The sequence below is a fragment of the Sphingomonas sp. LaA6.9 genome (assembly GCF_022601895.1).
Taxonomy (GTDB): domain Bacteria; phylum Pseudomonadota; class Alphaproteobacteria; order Sphingomonadales; family Sphingomonadaceae; genus Sphingobium_A.
Genome location: NZ_JAKVIO010000039.1, coordinates 20687 through 37194, shown reverse-complemented (window position 1 = coordinate 37194; position 16508 = coordinate 20687). Strand labels below are relative to the sequence as shown.

The window sequence follows — 16508 nt, the reverse complement described above, 5'->3', positions numbered from 1 at the left end:
ACCAAGACGATCCTCATCACGGGTGCTGCTGGCGGCTTCGGCAAGGGCGCAGCTATCGGGATGGCCCGCAACGGGCACAACATCATCGCTACCGTGCAGGTTTCCTCGCAGGTGACCCCGCTGCGCGAGGAAGTCGAAGCGCTCGGCCTCAACGACAAGATCCGCGTCGAACGCCTCGACCTCACCGACCCCTATGACATCAAACAGGCCCAGAAGTGGGACATCGACATCCTGTGGAACAATGCCGGCATGGGCGAAGCGGGCCCGGTCTGGGAAATTCCGCTCGACCTGGTCCGCAAGAACTATGAAATCAACGTCTTCCTGCCGCTCCAGCTGACGCAGGGCATCGTCCAGCGCTGGGTCCGCGAAGGCAAGGCCAAGGGCAAGAAGGTCGTCTTCACCTCGTCGATGGGCGGGCTGTTCACCCCCGCGAACTGGGGCACCTATGTGTCGACCAAGCATGCGCTCGAAGCCTTTGCCGAAGCGATGCAGCAGGAACTGGCGAGCTATGGCGTCAAGGTCCAGACCATCAATCCGGGCGCTTACTACACCGGATATAACGAGACGATGGCGGACAACCCCTTCCGCTGGCTCGACGACGAGGTGAACTTCACGAAGCGCGCCGACCTGCGCAAGGGCTTCGACGACTTCTTCGCCACCCCCGAGGGCAAGATGGACCCGCAGGAGATGATCGACCGCATGATCGAGGTCGTCCCCGCCGACGAAGGCAAGTTCCGCAACGTCATGCCCAAGGCCATCGAGGACATGCTGAAGCAGCACCAGCTCGAAGCCTGGGAAAACCGGATCTGAAGCCCCTCCCCCTGACCGGCCGCGGCCTCCCCTTCCGCGGCCGGTCCTTCCTTCGAAAGAAATTGCCATGAGCATCACCCAGGCCCAGGCCGACGCCGCCATCGCCGCCGCCCGCAAAACGGCCGACGCGATCGGGGTTCCGATGAACATCGCGGTCTATGACGATGGCGCGAACATGAAGGCCTTCGTCCGCATGGACGGCGCTTTCCTCGGATCAGCCGACATCGCGATGAACAAGGCGCGCACCGCGGCGCTCTTCGGCTTCAACACCGAAGCGCTCTACGATTTCGTCAAGCCGGGCGGCACGTCGCCGGGGTTCGACCGCACCAATGGCGGGCTGATCGTCTTCGCGGGCGGGATCCCGGTCCATGACGCGGACGGCCGGCTGATCGGTGCGGTCGGCGTCTCGGGCGGCGCGGTTGCACAGGATTTCGAAGTCGCGCAGGCCGCAGCCGCCGCCGCCGAAGTGCAGCTTCTCTGACTCAGGAAAAAGGAACCGGATCATGGATATCATCACGTCACGCTTCCGGCTGTTCGGCCTTGCCGCTGGAGGCGCCGCAACGATGCTGCTCACGCAGGTCGCCCCGGCTCAGGAGACATCGCCAGTCGCGGAAGAGCGCAATCGCGCGCTGGTCCAGAACAGCTTCGAGGCGTGGCGCAACGGCACGGGAAGCCCCTATGACCTGCTTGCCGAAGATGCCGAATGGACGATCACGGGCAACTCCGCGGCGTCAAAGACCTATCCCGGTCGCGAGGCATTCATGAGCGAGGTCATTCGTCCGTTCAATGCACGCATGCGTACCCGGCTCGTCCCGCAGATGCGGAAACTCTACGCCGAAGGCGATACCGTGATCGCCCTCTTCGATGCCCGCGGCACCGCGCGCGACGGCAAAACCTACGCCAACACCTATGCGTGGTTCCTCGAGATGCGCGATGGCAGGATCGTCAGGGCGAATGCCTTCTTCGACAGCGTCGCGTTCAACGATTTCTGGACCCGGGTGAAGCCCGAAGCGCCCAGGCCCTGATCGCGTGAAACAAAAAATACCGGCACCTGCGTACGCGAGTGCCGGCATTTTCTATCATCCAGCCGGCTGAAGCAGCCGTTCGTCGAGCTGTGCGAAGGCGCCCGCCAGCGCGGCTTCGCGCTGCTCGCTGCCAAGCGCGAGCCCCTCGGCCACGATGAACTCGGCGTCGCCAAGCCCGATGAAGCCAAGCACCGCCTTCAGATAGGTTTCGGCATGCTCGATGCTCGCCGCCGGGCTGCCTTCGCCATAAAGCCCGCCGCGCGACAGCGCGACCGTCACGCGCTTGCCGCCGGCAAGCCCCATGACGCCTTCGGGCCCATAGCTGAACGTTTTTCCTGCAATGGCGATATGGTCGATCCATGCCTTGAGCTGGCTGGGAATGCCAAAATTGTACATCGGCACGCCGATCACCACGATATCAGCGTTGAGGAACTCGTCGAGCACGCCTTGCGCGTGCGCGGACGAAAGGCCCTCAAGCGTGATGTGCGCAAGCGGCTCGGCCGCAAGGTCGCGATAGGTGACGTTGATGTCCGGATGAGCTGCCTTGAGGCGCTCCACGGCGGCCGCGCTGATCATCCGGCTGGCCGATCCGTCGGCCTGGATGCTTGAATCGATGTGAAGAAGGTTCATCTATGGTGTCCGGATCAAATTGCTGGTCCGCACTAGCTATGAAGTCGGTCCAAACCGGCCAAGAACGCATATTTTTGAGGTCTAGTCATATGGAATTGACCGCGCCGGGGCATTCGCCTCGCGAATGCCTGAAGGTGAACGAACTGCTCGGCCGGATCGGCGACCGATGGACCTTGCGCGTGGTCGTGACGCTGCATGCGCAACCGCTGCGCTTCAACCAGCTGCGTCGCGCGGTCGACGGCATTTCCCAGCAGATGCTCACCCGCACGCTCAAGACGCTCGAACGCGACGGCATGCTCACGCGCACCGTCCATCCCAGCGTCCCGCCGCAGGTGGAGTATGGCCTGACACCACTGGGTCATTCGCTCGCCGACCGGGGAATGCAGTTGGGAGGCTGGATTTCGGATCATTTGGCGGAGATCGACGACCACCGGGCGCGGTACGACATGGCGGATGCAACGCAGGGGCATTGATCGCAGATTGTCCGTCGGACATATCCCGATTGGGTCGATTTTGGGCACGGCCCGGCGAGGAAACTTGCGAACAGGCGGTTTCCCCATGGATCTGGAGCACGCTATTGAGAAGCCGTGAGACCCGTTCGGACGACAAGGCAACGAAAGCCGCTGCCGGACGGCGATTTGGCACCGAAAAGCCCGCGACGCGCGCCCAGTTGCTGGATGCGACGCTCGAGCTCCTCGTCGAGGAGGGGTACGCAGCGGTCAGCGGCAGGAAGGTGGCGAGCAAGGCCGGCCTGAACGCGTCGCTTGTCCATTATTATTTCCCGACCACCGATGATCTGCTTGTCGCGGCCTACCGGCGCGGCGCGGAGCAAAGCCTTGAGCGACACAGGGAAGCCGCCGAATCCGACGAGCCATGGGATGCGCTTTGGGCGCTCAGTACTGATCCAAGCCGCACGGCGCTGGCGATGGAGTTCATGGCCCTCGCCAATCACCGGAAATCGATCCGCGCGGAAATTGCGCGCTATGCCGAGGAAATCCGCACCATCCAGGCCAATGCGCTGGAGCGCGGGATCAGCGACGGAAGGTTTGATCTGGGACCTTGCACGCCGGCTGCGGCCACCGTTCTGCTGGCGGGTATCGCACGCGTGCTGGTGATGGAGGAAGGTGTCGGCATTTTCGGCGGCCATGCGGACACAAGGGAATTTCTTGCATGGCTCTTCACCCGGCTCAAGCAACGCGGTGACGATAGATCGGGCCCGACGACGCCCTAGCCGGAATCCGCTTGCCTCATTGATGCGCTTAGCGCTAAGCACATGCTTAGCATAATTGACGCATCAGCCATGGCCTCGCTGAACAGCAGCAATCGTCTGGCGAGATGCGACCATGCCGGAGAGAGCTCATGCCAGTTTCCGAGAAGTACGAGATCCGCGATCTGGCGCCGCGCATCGGCAGTGAGATTGTGACCGATGCCGAGACGTTGCTGAGCGGCGCCTGCTCGACGCAGATCCGGGCGCTGCTGGAAGAGTGCGGGGTTGTCGCGATCCGCGGGATCAATCTGAGCGACGACCAGCAGATCGCCTTTACCAAGACCATCGGTACGATCGTCGAAGAAAAGGCCTTCAAGATCACGATGGATCCGACGGAAAATCCGGTCGCCGAATATATCAAGGGCGCCTTTTACTGGCATATCGACGGGACCATGGGCGATGTCCCAATCTTCGCTTCGCTGATGAGCAGCCGGCGGCTTTCGGACACCGGCGGGCAGACGGAGTTTTCAAACACCTATGCTGCCTGTGATGACCTGCCTGACTCCGAGAAAAAGGCGCTCGAAACGCTGAAGGTCGTCCACATGTTCGAGGTCTCGCAGCGCTATGTGAATCCCGAACCCAGCTATGAGCTGCTCCAGACATGGCAGCAGTTCAAACCCAATACGCTGCCGCTGGTCTGGACGCATCGTTCGGGCCGGAAATCTCTCGTGCTCGGGTCGACGGCCTCACACGTCGAGGGAATGGACCTGCGCGACGGCTGGGCGCTGCTGACGCGCCTGCGCGATTATGCGACGCAGCCCCGGTTCGTCTATCGGCACGAATGGACGCTCGGCGATCTCGTGATCTGGGACAATACCGGCACGATGCACCGCGCACTTCCTTATGCGATGGACAGCGGACGGATGATGCACCGCACGACGCTGGCGGGCGAGGAACCCTTCGCCTGATCTTCGCGGCGGCTTCTCCTCTCATGTTCGGACCAACCGGAGAAAATCGATGGATAGCAGACCCGTCGCGGTAGTTACCGGCGCCAGCCGCGGCGCAGGGCGCGGCATTGCGATTGCGCTCGGAAGCCATGGCTGCACGGTCTATGTCACGGGACGATCGGAGCGGACGGGCGAGCATCCGCTACCGGGCACGATCCATGAGACCGCGCAGGCCGTGACCGCGGCGGGCGGGCAAGGCATCGCGGTGCGAGTCGATCATAGCGATGATGCGCAGGTGCAGGCGCTGTTCGCGCAGGTGGAACACGAACAGGGCAGGCTCGATATTCTCGTCAACAACGCCTGCGCGCTGCACGACGAGCTGACCGCGCCCGGCAACTTCTGGGAAAAGCCGCTCGGTATCGTCGACATGCTCGATGTCGGGCTGCGCAGTGGCTATGTCGCGAGCTACCACGCCGCCCCGCTGATGGTCGCACGGCAGCACGGTCTCATCGTCTTCACTTCGGCCTCGGGTGCGGTGCACTACTCGTTCGGCCCCGCTTATGGCGCGCACAAGGCTGGGATGGACAAGTTCGCGGCCGACATGGCGGTGGATCTGAAGCCCTTCAACGTCGCCGCCATGTCGATCTGGATGGGCGCGTTGCTGACAGACCGGCTGCGCATGGTCATCGCGTCCGATCCGGTGAAGTTCAAGAACCTGGAGGCCGCAGCCGAAACGCCCGAGTTCACGGGCCATGTCATCTGGGCGCTCTACAATGATCCCGCGCTCATCGACCTGAGCGGGATGACCGTGATCGGCGCCGAGATGGCGGACCGATACCGGCTGACCGACGCCGACGGGCGGCAGCCGCGGTCCTGTCGCGAGACGCACAAGGTGGCGCCACGGATCCAGTATCCGGTCGTGCTCCGCTGATCACGCATTCACCGCAAGGAGGCTCGATGATGGACGCCAATGAACTGGAGCAGCTGCGCCGTGACGTAGCCTATCTGAAGGACAGGCTGGCAATCCAGGACCTGATCGCACGCCATGCCCGTGGCCATGATCGCCACGATATCGAGCTGCTGACCAGCACCTATCACGAGGATGGCGTGGACGAACATGGCCATGCCATCAATCCCGGCCCCCGATATGCCGAATGGTCCAACGCCGTCCACGCGGCAGGCTCGGAACAGCATCTCCACAATATCACAACGCATCTTTGCGAGATCGACGGCGATGTCGCGCATTGCGAAAGCTATGTGATAGTGTCGCTGCTGGATCGCGGCGGAAAGACCGCGCGCATCATCAACGGCCGCTATGTTGACCGGGTCGAACGCCGCGATGGCGAATGGAGGATCGCGCTGCGGCGGTCGACCGTCGATACGCTGCTCGCAGGGGACGCTTCGATCCTCCAGCATCCGAAATTCGTCGAGCAGGGCTATACCAAGGGGACGCGCGACAAGCGCGACGTCTCATACCAGCGCCCCCTGTCGCTCGACGCGCCGGTCGAGCGGTGGTGAGCCGATAGTCCCGGTCCAGCCCTGCGGGCAGAACTACACAACCCGGCTTTAGTCGACGATGTGATAGCCGCCGTCGACATAGAGGACCTGCCCGGTGATCAGGCGTGCCGCGTCATGCGCGAGGAAGGCGGTGGCCGCGCCGACATCGTCGATGCTGACGAGTTCGCGGGCCGGCGCCTTGGTCCTGCTCTTTTCCAGCAGCGCATCGAATTCGGGGATGCCCGAGGCCGCGCGGGTCGCGAGCGCGCCGGGCGATATGGCGTGCACGCGTATCCCCTTTGGGCCGAGTTCCGCGGCCAGATAGCGGACGGTGCATTCGAGCGCGGCCTTCGCCACGCCCATGATGTTGTAGTTTTCGACGACCTGCTGCGAGCCGTAGAATGTCATCGTGAACAGCGTGCCACCGCGCGTCATCAACGGCTCCGCGAGCTGCGCCATCCGGATGAAGGACCAGCAGGAAATGTCCATGGTTTTCAGGAAGCCCTCGCGCGGCACGTCGACGACGCGGCCGCCCAGCGTATCCTTGGGCGAAAAGGCGATGGAGTGGACGAGGAAATCGAGTTCGCCCCAGGTTTCAGCGATACGATCGAACACCGCCTCAAGCTGGCCGGGGACCATCATGTCCATCGGCATGAAGATCGGCGCCTCCAGCTCGGTCGCCAGCGGCTCGACATGGGGCCTGGCCTTGTCGTTGAGATAGGTGATCGCAAGCTCGGCCCCGAAGGCACGAAAGGCGCGGGCACACCCCCAGGCTATCGACTGGTCGTTTGCCACGCCGACCACCAGGCCTTTCCGGCCTTTGAGAAGCTGCGCAGTGGCGGCCGGAATGGACATGGTCGCTTCTCCCGTATGATGCAGTTTCAGGAAGCCCTCGCAAGCGGGCCGCGGCTGGCGACCGGCCGGGGCGCGGCTTTTCCGAGATCGAAAAGCTCGGCCACGCGCGCGAGCCGTTCGGCCGCATCACCACTCAACGTCGCGGATGCTTCCAGCACGCCCTTCAGCGCTTCGAAGGCGGCGCGGCGTTCTTCGACATTCTTCGGTAGCAGCGCCGGGATCGCGGCAACCGCCGCCGCCTCGTCGATGAGCAGGATATAATATTGTTCCCGAATCATTGCCTTGAATTCGGCCAGCTGCAGCGAATTGGCATCGGGATGCTCGGCCCGCAGCTTGCGGATCGCCGCGAAGCCGCGCTCATCGGCACCACCCTTCGCGATGCCGACGTACAGCATCGACCGCACAAGGCCTTCCAGCAGTCCGCCTTGCGCGATCCTTTCCTTCAGGGCCGCGGTCCGTGCCTCTACCAGAGCGCTCGTCAGCAAGCTCTTGGCGGCCTTGCGCGGCGGCCGGTCGGATGTCGGATCGACACCGAGCGCGGCCTGCACGGCTGGCGCCCCATAGATCATCTGGAAGGTGTCTTCCGCGAGCTTTTCAGACATTTGCCGCCAGCCATCCAGCGCGCTCACGATCTGATCGGACATCTGTTCCTGAAGCGCTATGAACCTGTTTTCGGGGTCTGCCTCCTGCCGATCTTCGCGAACCTTCTCGGCAGCGCTCGCGACCCAGGCCATGAACGGATTGGACTTGCCGAATAATTCATATGACAGCCGAAGCGGATGAAGCCGCGCCATCGCCTCGGCCAGCAGAGGCTTCACCGTGGCCCTGACCGCAGGCTGGGCAAAGGCGCGATAGAGCGCGAGGTTCATCTCGGACAGACGCGCTGCGGCAGCGAAGCTACGCTCGTCCTGAATGTCATTGCCGCCGAGCGCGCGGATATCGTCGAGGGTGCGACTTTCGCACCGCATGATCCATTGGCCCGTCACGAGTTCGGGATGCGTCACGGCCTCGCCCATGGGCTCGAGGATCGCCTCATAAAGCCCCGGCGGCAGCAGATCGATCAGTTCGATGTTCGACGCAAACTCGTCATGCTCCTTGCGCGCCACGCCACCCGACACGAAGATTCCCAGATGGCCGACATCCTCGTGGATCGCGTAGACAATGGTCTGGCCGAGCGAGCGGATTTCATCGACGCTGTCATAGAGATCGAGGATCCAGTCCAGCGCCTGCTGGGGTGGCGTGATGTTGTCGCCCTTCGAACAGAAGACGACGATCGGCGAGCGGATGGCCCGAAGGTCGACCGCCACGCCATCGGACGTGCGGATCTCGCCTGAGGAAAGCCTGTTGCCGACGAAGAGCTCGTCGACGATGAACTGCATTTCCTCGGCATTGAGCGTGACGTGCCCACCCCACCAGCGTTCGAATCCGAGATAGCGCTCGGCTTCGGTGTCGACCTTGGAATAGAGATTATACTGCTTGGTCCACAAGGTATTGGCAGGGTTCTGGTTTTCGAAATTCTGCACCAGCCAGGCGCCATCGAATTTTCCCGCGCCCAGATCGCCGGTCAACGCCGTGAGCCAGCTGCCGCCGAGCAGCCCGCCCGAATAACGCATCGGATATTGCCCGTGCACGCCCGCCCAGTAGGAAAGCGGCGCGCCCGCAATGATGATCGGGCCGAACAGTTCGGGCCTCAGCGAAGCCAGCATCATCACCGCCCAGCCCGCCTGACAATTCCCGATGACGCAGGGCTTCCCACTGGCATCCGGATGGCGTGCGATCACGGTTTCGAGGAACACCGCCTCGGCGCGCGCGATATCCTCGATCGTCTGGCCGGGTACGGGTTCGGGCAGGAAGCCGATGAAATAGCACGGATGTCCTGCCTTCATCGCAACCCCGATCTCGCTGTCGGCCTTGAAGCCGCCAATGCCGGGACCGTGACCCGCGCGCGGGTCCACGACGACAAAGGGCCGCATGAGCGGATCGATCACGACGCCTGCGGGCGGCTCGATCCGCACCAGTCCATAGTTCACCGGGCGCTCGAGGCTGCGGCCGTCGCAGATGAGCTCGGCTTCATAGTCGAGCACATGTGGCGCGCTGCGCGCCGCCTGCTCTTCATATTGCTGACCGCGCCGCCGCATGACGTCAAGAAAGAGGATCGACCGCTGCCAGGCATCCGCCGCGTAGGCGAGCGCATCTTCAAATGTGGGTACGGTGGGGACGTCCGCGCGATCGGGCACAATACCGACTCCTTCCAACGCCTCGCCCGATACGCATGACCGCATCGTCGAGACCGCCGTCCTTGCCCTACATAAAGGCAAGGAGCCCCGGAATTGCCCGCCCAGCGTACAGATGTGCCCCACGCGAACACTACTGACGCCGCCTCCCAGATCGACCAAATTAGTCGACGAATATATCCGTTATATGACAAGCCCGGCATCGCGGCCAAGACACGTATCGCGGCAACTACGGATATGCCACCGCCCCTTTCGGGCAATATCGGAGCGTGGGCCCTGCATGGAAGCCCTCGCCGCGCGTACGGTCGTCTAACGATTGGGCATGGTGCGCTTCACAGGCCTTCGCCGCCCACCCAATGCGCATTGGCCAGCCGGCGCGCGAGGCTCCAGGTCTGGCGTCTGAGATCGGGCACCGCGACAATCTCCCACAATCCGCCACGCGTCATCGGTCCGATCGCGTAGAGCGAGTCCCAGGCCGTGCCGTTGGCCGCAATCACGCGCGACTGCGCATCGATGTCGAGCCCGAGGCGCAGCAAATCGGGACGAATGCGCCGCCTCAGGAGCAGGTTATGGAGCAGCGGCTGATCGGTCCTCAGCAGGTCGCCCTGTGGCCCCGTGCAGTTGACCACGCGTTGAAATCGCGACGAGATGAGGCAGGTTTCTCCTCGCGGTTGCCATGCAATTTCGGCATGCCCGCCCACGCGATCCACGCGCGCGATCTTGCCCGCGGCGAAGCGCAGCCGACCTTCGACCTGCAGCGCAGCGATCCGTGCCGCGACTTCAGGCGCCAGGCGATGGCGATGCACGTCCCACCAGGGGCGCAGATGGCGGAGGAAGCGACGGCGGGTCATGTCGGGTGCTGCGCTCCACATCATCTGCGTCATCGGCCGCAGCGCATCGACCGCATCGCGCCAGCCGTGCATGTCGGCCTGCAAGCGGACGAAGCGCACCAGATCGGAGAGCTCGGCAGGCGGGCGATCCGACAGCGGCGATATCGCAGGCGGCGCGTCGTGGTGCGATCGCGGGCAAAGTCCACGACGCGAAAGCGCGAGAATGCGACCGCGAAAGCCGCGCGCATCGAGCAGCAACGCAGCATCTATTGCGGTCAGCCCCGTCCCCAGCAGCAGCACCTCATCGTCGTCACCGAGCCCTTCGACGATATCCGCCGCCCAAGGATCGGCAGCATAGCACCCCGGCGGCAGCCGTGCCGTATCGAGGCCCGGCGGAGGATGCGGAGGGAGGTTGCCGAGTGCGAGCACGGCGGCGTTCGCCGAAAGCTCGGCACCATTTGCGAGCCTGACGCTGACGCTGCTTTGCCCAGGTGTAACATCCACCGCCTCGTCTTCCACGACCGTCAGCCGATTCCCCGATGCCCGCCGCGCAGAATCGAGCAGGCTGGCGAGGTAACGCCCATAGGTGTTACGCGGCACGAAGCTGCGCGCCGTTCCGCCACCCTCATGCGCCAGCCAGCGCACGAAATGGTCGGGATCGTCGGGAAAGGCGCTCATGCTGCCCGCGCGGACGTTGAGCAGGTGCGAGGGGTGCGCGGCGCTGTACGCGACGCCGCGCGCAAGCTGCGCTCCGCGACGCTCGACCAGGATCGCGCGGGGGCCGTCATGGCGCAGCAGGTTGATCGCCTGCAGCGTGCCACTGAACCCGCCGCCGATTATGACAACGCTTTCGCAGGCGCGCGGGGGCTGCGATTGCGGCCCCGCGCTATCCTCACGTAATCCTATGTCGGCGAGCATCAGCCCCGAACGGACCGGGCAACCAGACGCTGGGGGCAGAGGCGCGGATCGGCGAGTGCATATTGCTCCGCGGCCATCCGGGCGTAGCGCGCCGCCATCGCCCGATGCGCCAGTTCAGCGACGCGATTGACCGCCCGCTCGGCTGCGCGAAGCTCCGCCTTCCAGCATGCGATCAGGAAGTCCTTGGCCTTACGTTCCATCGCCACCTCCTTGTCCTGCCTGACTGGCTTGTCCCGCCCTGAGTCTGGTCGGCCGCCAGCAACACGCCTTTACCGACTCATTCTCTACTCTTTAAGTCAACATATTTTATAGGCGGCGATGTGGCCAGCCGCTTGGGCGCAAATTTGCCTCCGGTTGGCTGCAATGTGGGCCGGGGATGGCACGCCTTTCTACGCGGCGCCGGCGATCGTGCGCAGTTCCTGAAGCACGCGTTCGATTTCCTCGGGCGAGTTGCGGATGCAGGGCGCGAGGCGCACATGCTCCACACGGTAGGGCGCGACCGAGGCGACGATTCCACGCGCGCGGAGCGTAGCGACCACGTCGGGTGCCGAGCGCCCCGCGACATCGAAGGCGACGATGCCCGCCGAAAGCGCGCGCGAACGCGGGGTCTGCAGTATGATGTTGGGCATCGCCACAAGCCCTTCCTTGAGCTGTGAGGCGAGCTCGGCAGTGCGTGCGGCGACGCGCGACTTTCCGGCCATATAGTGGATCGCGAAGGCCTCGGGAATCGCCCAGACATGCTCGAACGCCTTGAAGCCGCCGGGGGTGGCCATTGCGGCGGTGGTGAACATCGCGGGCTCGTCGCGGATCCAGCGGCTATAGGCGTCGCTGTCGATGAAGCTCGGTATGGTGGGCGAGAGCGCCTGCCAGGCGGCATCGGTGCCCGCGATCATGCCCGTGCCGCGCGGACCGAAGAGCCATTTGTGGCAGCCTGCCATCAGGAAGTCGCAGCCAAGGCTGGCAAGCGTCGCATCCTCGCAGCCGAAGCCATGGACGCCGTCGACGCAGACGAGCACCCCATAGCTGCTCCGCGACCTGCCCGAGCGCAGCGCGTCGACAATCGCGCGCACCGGCATCTTGAGCCCGGTGTTCGAATGCACCCAGGTGAGCGCGAGGACGCGCGTCCTCGGCCCGATCTGGCTGATTACCCGCTCCACGATCGCGCCCTCGCTGGGCGCGGCAAGGAGATCGGCCAAGGGAAAGCTGCGGACGATGATGCCGGATTTCTCGGCGGCGAGACGGAGCGATTCGTGCGTAACGTAATAGCTGTCGTCGGTGACCAGCACCTCCTGTCCGCGGACCAGCTTCAGACCCTGGTAGACAAGTGCGACGCCCATCGTCGTGCTGTCGGTGAGCGCGACGTTGCGCCCGTCAATGCCGAGATAGGCGCCGATCGCATCGCGCGAGGCGTTCTGAAGCCGGCGGTTGTTGTGCTGGAGATAGGTGACGGGGTGCGTATCCAGCGCATAGCGATAGCGGTTTATGGCGGCTGCGACGGGCGTGGGATGCGCGGTGAGCAGCATCGCGCTCATGTCTACATGGTCGTAGGCGATCGGAAACATGCGGCGAACATGGCTCCAGTCGGCAGGCTGCGGCGCGGGCAGCGGAACCGGAACTGGTTGCTGCGGCGTGGTTACCGGAACCTGCGCGGCAGCCGAGGCGCCAGCGGCCACGGTGACGCCGACGCCGCCGAGAAACTGTCTCCTGTCGATTCCCATGAGCCGTTTTCGCTTTCAGGGGCGGTCGCGATGCGGCCGAGAGCGCGATAATCGCACGAGGCGCGGTGGGTTCCAACCCTTGGTCGACCTAGCGAGCGTCGAAACGCCACATGATTGATTGCGCAAAGGGCGTCCAGATACCGATCCTCACCCCGGCATGCGCAAGCGCGTCGGCGGTCCATTGATTGGACGTGCGCAAGGCGCTGTAGCGGCCGCGTCCCTCGTAAAATGTGTCATTATAGGTGTAGCCCGTTCCGGGGAGCGGTATGGGCCTGCCATCCTTCCCCTGCGCAAAGCCGCGTTTCACGAACGCGATCAGCCTCGCATAGCCTTCGGGATCGAGGCGGACCGGTCTGGTGTCGGCCGCGATATCCGGCCGTGCGCCATGCGTGACATGCATCAGCACATCGCCGCCCGCGACCGCGCGCAGCGCATTGCGCGCCGTCAGATCCGACCAGCGGGGCGTCTCGAGATAGAATTCGCGCTGGCCCCATCCGATCGAAGCCCAGCCGCGCGCCACGTCGGGCCGCGCGATGTGGTCGGGGGGCAGCAAACGGGAGAGATCATGGCCTTCGACCGCGACCGGGAGGACGAGATCGACATGCACGCCATTGGTCTGGACGAAGATCTGGATGCCGTCCTCGGGCTCGCGCCAGTCCGCATTGCGCGGCACGATCGCGCCGATGAAGGCGACGAGGAAATAGAGCAGCGGGGCAAGGACGACAGTGATGAGGACGGCCCGCACGATGATGCGGAAGCGGCGGCGAAAATGACTCTGCGGATGCCCGGCCATAGGAAAGGCCAATATCAGAAAATTACGAAATTGGGGGAGCCCGGGGACGCGTCGGCCGCCAGCTTCAGGACGACGCGCAACCGGGCCTCCCCCACATCAGCCACAGGCCACCCGAGCCCGTTCACTGAAGCATGGCTCGGTGTAACGCCGGCACTTTCAGGTTTTTGCTGCCTCGGCCCGCAAGCGGCGATACTCCGCCGTCGGAAGTCCGCCCCAGCCCCAATTGTCGAGATCGACTTCCTCGATCACCACATAGGTCGATTCAAGCGGCTTGTTGAGGACGTCCAGCAGCAACTCACTGACCCCCTTGATGAGCGCAGCCTTTTCCGAAGCGGACACTGAGCTTCGCTCGGGCGAGGTTCCCTCGCGCGTTACCTGGATCGTTACGACAGGCATGACATTCTCCTTTGTATGAAGGTTATGCGAACAGCTTTCACGGCGCTCACCAGCGACCGGCGTTCTGGCCGCCATCGACGTGGAGAATTTCGCCCGTCACAAAGCACGCGCTCTCGAGATAGAGTACGGCATCGACAATATCACGGACCTCACCCATCCGGTTGACGGGATGCAGGCCGGCCAGCGCGGCGTGCGTTTCGGCGGGGTGCATCGGGGTCTTGATGATGCCCGGCGAGACCGCGTTGACGCGCACGCCGCTCTGCGCAAACTCCATCGCCAGCGATTTGGTAACCGCGTTCAGCGCACCCTTGGTCAGGGAGGCCAGCGCTGCAGGCATGCCCGCGATGGGCTGGTCGACCAGACTGGTCGTGATGCTGACGATGTGACCGGAACCCTGCTTCAGCATCTCGGCAGCGGCGCGCTGCGTGACGTGAAAGAAGCCAGCGACATTGACCCCCATATTATGGGCATAATCCTCCTGCGTGAACTCGGTGAACGGCCTGGAGAGGAAGACGCCGGCATTGTTGACCAGCGAGTCAATGCGACCAAAGCGATCAAGGCCCTCGCGAACGATCCGCTCGGCGGTTTCGGGCAGGCTGACATCGCCGGGCACGGCGAGGATGTCCGCATCTGCGCTAGGCCTGATCGAGCGGGCATTGGCGATGACGCGGTAGTTGCGGTCGCGGTAGCCGCGAACCAGTGCGGCGCCGATCCCCTGGGACGCGCCGGTGATGATGACGACTTTCTGCTGGGTGCTCATGATATGACCTTAGATCGATTGCAGCGGTCGCCTTTCGGCGCACCGCCCTACGCCCTCGGCGTCGGTGTCATCGATTTAGGGTAAACCGTTATTGGCGAGAATTGCTGCAAATTGGCGAACACTCAACCGAATATTGGCATAATCATCCGAGCGCGCCAGCTTCAGCCGCCATCCGGGCAAATTCCGCGCGCAGGCGCGGCGCCGCAAAATCGACAAAGGCGCGAACCTTGGGCACCGACATGCGGCCGTGCGGCGAGAGCAGATGCACGGGAAGCGGCGCGTGCTCGGCATCGGCGAGGACGATCTTCAGCCGCCCGTCCCGCACCTGTTCCGCCACATGGTAGGAATAGAGCCGCGTCAGGCCCCGGCCCGCGACAGCGGAGGCAACAGCGGCGCGCACCGTGTTGACGATGCATTTCGGTGCGAACTGGACCGTCCGGGGAATGGTCGAGCCCGTGGCCGGCGTGAAGTTCCAGCTATCGAGACCGAAATTCGTGAATGCCACGATCTGATGCCTGGCAAGGTCCGCAGGCTCGTCGATGCGGGGATGATTGCCGAGATAGCGCGGGGAAGCCACCACGACGCGTCTGACATTGCCGCCCAGCCGCGTGGCGATGAGCGAGGAGTCGGGCAGCTGGCCGACACGCAGCGCGATGTCGACGCCTTCATCGACGAGGTTGACCGGGCGGTCGAGCAGGAGGAGCCGCGCCGAGACCGCCGGATAAAGATCGAGGAAATCTTCCAGGATCGGCTGTAGCACCTCCTCTCCGCTGATCGGCGGCGCTGAAATCGTCAGCATGCCGCGCGGCGCCGAGCGTTCGCCGGCCGCGAGCATGTCGGCCTCCTCAAGATCGACGAGCACCCGCCGGCAGGCGGCCGCATAGCGCTCACCCGCCTCGCTCAGCTTGATCGAACGTGTCGTCCGATGCAGCAATTCGACCCCGACATGCGCCTCCAGAAACGCCAGCGCACGGCTGACCGCGGTCGGTGATCGCTTCAACCGACGCGCGGCGCCGGCCAGGCTGCCTTCGTCGAGCGCGGTCACGAAGACCTTCATTGCATCGATGCGATCCATGATCCTGCCGATTTTCGCGATAGTGAATGCCGATATGCAGATATTCACCCGACTATCGCATGAAAGTAAATAGAAACCCAGCCCGGAGCGTTGGGCGAAATGCGCAACGCTTCACTGAAGGAGACTGACAATGAAAATCCTGATGGTTCTGACCTCGCACGATCAGCTTGGCGATACCGGCAAGCCCACCGGCTTCTGGCTCGAAGAATTTGCCGCCCCCTATTATGTGTTCAGGGACGCGGGCGTGGATGTCACGCTGGTGTCGCCCAAGGGCGGCCAGCCGCCGATCGACCCCAAGAGCGACGAGCCCGGCAACCAGACCGAGGCGATGGAGCGTTTCAAGCAGGATCCGGCCGCGCAGGCGGTGCTCGCCCATACAGGCAAGCTCGCCGACGCCAGCGCGGATGACTATGATGCCGTATTCTATCCCGGTGGCCACGGCCCGATGTGGGATCTCGTCAACGACACAAACTCGATCGCGCTCATCGAAGCGTTCTACAATGCTGGCAAGCCCGTCGCGGCGGTCTGCCACGCACCCGGGGTACTGTCGAAAGTCACCTATCAGGGGCAGCCGATCGTCAGGGGAAAGCGCGTCACGGGCTTCACCAACAGCGAGGAAGAAGCCGTGCAGCTGACCGATGTCGTCCCGTTCCTTGTCGAGGACGAGCTGAAGCGTCTGGGCGGCAATTTCGAAAAGGTCGAAGACTGGGCGGATTTCAGCATCGTCGACGGGCGGTTGATCACCGGCCAAAACCCGGCATCATCGGCATCGGCCGCCCAGAAGCTGCTCAAGCTTCTGCAGGCCTGAAGACA

At 63.9% G+C, this 16508-nt stretch carries 19 protein-coding genes; 9 read left to right on the top strand and 10 right to left on the bottom strand.

Annotation, left to right across the window (positions count from 1 at the left end; translation table 11 throughout):
* The 3 genes from MKI88_RS16985 to MKI88_RS16975 all read left to right on the top strand — a co-directional run.
* Window positions 1–810: SDR family oxidoreductase (locus tag MKI88_RS16985; RefSeq protein WP_241632744.1), on the top strand; the 810-nt coding region annotated here is incomplete at its 5' end.
* Window positions 811–877: 67 nt separating this feature from the next.
* Window positions 878–1291, top strand: a complete 414-nt coding sequence (locus tag MKI88_RS16980) for a heme-binding protein (RefSeq protein WP_241632743.1) — start codon at window positions 878–880, stop codon at window positions 1289–1291.
* Between the two features lie 22 nt (window positions 1292–1313).
* Window positions 1314–1835 (top strand): nuclear transport factor 2 family protein, encoded by a 522-nt coding sequence (locus MKI88_RS16975; RefSeq protein WP_241632742.1) that lies wholly within the window; start codon window positions 1314–1316, stop codon window positions 1833–1835.
* A 54-nt stretch (window positions 1836–1889) separates the two neighbouring features.
* On the opposite strand, the gene MKI88_RS16970 is transcribed toward MKI88_RS16975, so the two are convergent.
* Complete coding sequence (locus MKI88_RS16970; RefSeq protein WP_241632741.1) at window positions 1890–2465, bottom strand: FMN-dependent NADH-azoreductase; 576 nt, start codon at window positions 2463–2465, stop codon at window positions 1890–1892.
* Window positions 2466–2599: 134 nt separating this feature from the next.
* On the opposite strand from MKI88_RS16970, the gene MKI88_RS16965 reads away from it, so the two are divergent.
* The 5 genes from MKI88_RS16965 (at window position 2600) to MKI88_RS16945 (ending at window position 6137) form a co-directional block, all read left to right on the top strand.
* The gene (locus MKI88_RS16965; protein WP_407073376.1) at window positions 2600–2938 is read left to right on the top strand and encodes a winged helix-turn-helix transcriptional regulator; all 339 of its coding nucleotides are present in this window, start codon (window positions 2600–2602) and stop codon (window positions 2936–2938) included.
* Window positions 2939–3042: 104 nt separating this feature from the next.
* On the top strand, window positions 3043–3696 hold the full coding sequence (locus MKI88_RS16960; RefSeq protein ID WP_241632739.1) for a TetR/AcrR family transcriptional regulator: 654 nt from the start codon (window positions 3043–3045) through the stop codon (window positions 3694–3696).
* Window positions 3697–3824: 128 nt separating this feature from the next.
* Window positions 3825–4640 (top strand): TauD/TfdA family dioxygenase, encoded by an 816-nt coding sequence (locus tag MKI88_RS16955; RefSeq protein WP_241632738.1) that lies wholly within the window; start codon window positions 3825–3827, stop codon window positions 4638–4640.
* A 49-nt stretch (window positions 4641–4689) separates the two neighbouring features.
* Window positions 4690–5550 (top strand): SDR family NAD(P)-dependent oxidoreductase, encoded by an 861-nt coding sequence (locus tag MKI88_RS16950; RefSeq protein ID WP_241632737.1) that lies wholly within the window; start codon window positions 4690–4692, stop codon window positions 5548–5550.
* Between the two features lie 26 nt (window positions 5551–5576).
* On the top strand, window positions 5577–6137 hold the full coding sequence (locus tag MKI88_RS16945; protein ID WP_241632736.1) for a nuclear transport factor 2 family protein: 561 nt from the start codon (window positions 5577–5579) through the stop codon (window positions 6135–6137).
* A 48-nt stretch (window positions 6138–6185) separates the two neighbouring features.
* On the opposite strand, the gene fabI is transcribed toward MKI88_RS16945, so the two are convergent.
* The 9 genes from fabI to MKI88_RS16900 all read right to left on the bottom strand — a co-directional run bounded on the left by fabI (window position 6186) and on the right by MKI88_RS16900 (window position 15695).
* Entirely contained in the window at window positions 6186–6971 is a 786-nt protein-coding gene (gene fabI / locus MKI88_RS16940) for an enoyl-ACP reductase FabI (RefSeq protein WP_241632735.1), read from the bottom strand.
* A 26-nt stretch (window positions 6972–6997) separates the two neighbouring features.
* Window positions 6998–9208 carry a DUF3141 domain-containing protein gene (locus tag MKI88_RS16935; protein WP_241632733.1) on the bottom strand — a complete coding sequence of 737 codons (2211 nt, stop codon included), beginning with the start codon at window positions 9206–9208 and terminating at the stop codon, window positions 6998–7000.
* Window positions 9209–9537: 329 nt separating this feature from the next.
* On the bottom strand, window positions 9538–10953 hold the full coding sequence (locus MKI88_RS16930; RefSeq protein WP_241632732.1) for an FAD/NAD(P)-binding protein: 1416 nt from the start codon (window positions 10951–10953) through the stop codon (window positions 9538–9540).
* Window positions 10953–11153, bottom strand: a complete 201-nt coding sequence (locus MKI88_RS16925) for a hypothetical protein (RefSeq protein ID WP_241632730.1) — start codon at window positions 11151–11153, stop codon at window positions 10953–10955. The genes MKI88_RS16930 and MKI88_RS16925 overlap by 1 nt, the downstream gene beginning before the upstream one ends.
* 189 nt (window positions 11154–11342) lie before the next feature.
* Window positions 11343–12671 carry an aminotransferase class V-fold PLP-dependent enzyme gene (locus MKI88_RS16920; protein ID WP_241632728.1) on the bottom strand — a complete coding sequence of 443 codons (1329 nt, stop codon included), beginning with the start codon at window positions 12669–12671 and terminating at the stop codon, window positions 11343–11345.
* 88 nt (window positions 12672–12759) lie between these two features.
* A complete protein-coding gene (locus tag MKI88_RS16915; protein ID WP_241632727.1) occupies window positions 12760–13464 on the bottom strand; it encodes a TIGR02117 family protein in 705 nt (234 codons plus the stop codon).
* Between the two features lie 156 nt (window positions 13465–13620).
* Window positions 13621–13860: a 4-oxalocrotonate tautomerase family protein gene (locus MKI88_RS16910; protein WP_241632726.1), complete on the bottom strand. Its 240-nt coding sequence runs from the start codon at window positions 13858–13860 to the stop codon at window positions 13621–13623.
* Between the two features lie 46 nt (window positions 13861–13906).
* Window positions 13907–14620: an SDR family NAD(P)-dependent oxidoreductase gene (locus tag MKI88_RS16905; RefSeq protein ID WP_241632723.1), complete on the bottom strand. Its 714-nt coding sequence runs from the start codon at window positions 14618–14620 to the stop codon at window positions 13907–13909.
* A 142-nt stretch (window positions 14621–14762) separates the two neighbouring features.
* Window positions 14763–15695, bottom strand: coding sequence for a LysR family transcriptional regulator (locus MKI88_RS16900; RefSeq protein ID WP_241632721.1), 933 nt, complete (start codon window positions 15693–15695; stop codon window positions 14763–14765).
* Between the two features lie 130 nt (window positions 15696–15825).
* Here MKI88_RS16900 and MKI88_RS16895 point away from each other — a divergent pair, with 130 nt between their 5' ends.
* Window positions 15826–16503, top strand: a complete 678-nt coding sequence (locus tag MKI88_RS16895) for a type 1 glutamine amidotransferase domain-containing protein (protein ID WP_241632720.1) — start codon at window positions 15826–15828, stop codon at window positions 16501–16503.
* Window positions 16504–16508 lie beyond the last annotated feature (5 nt).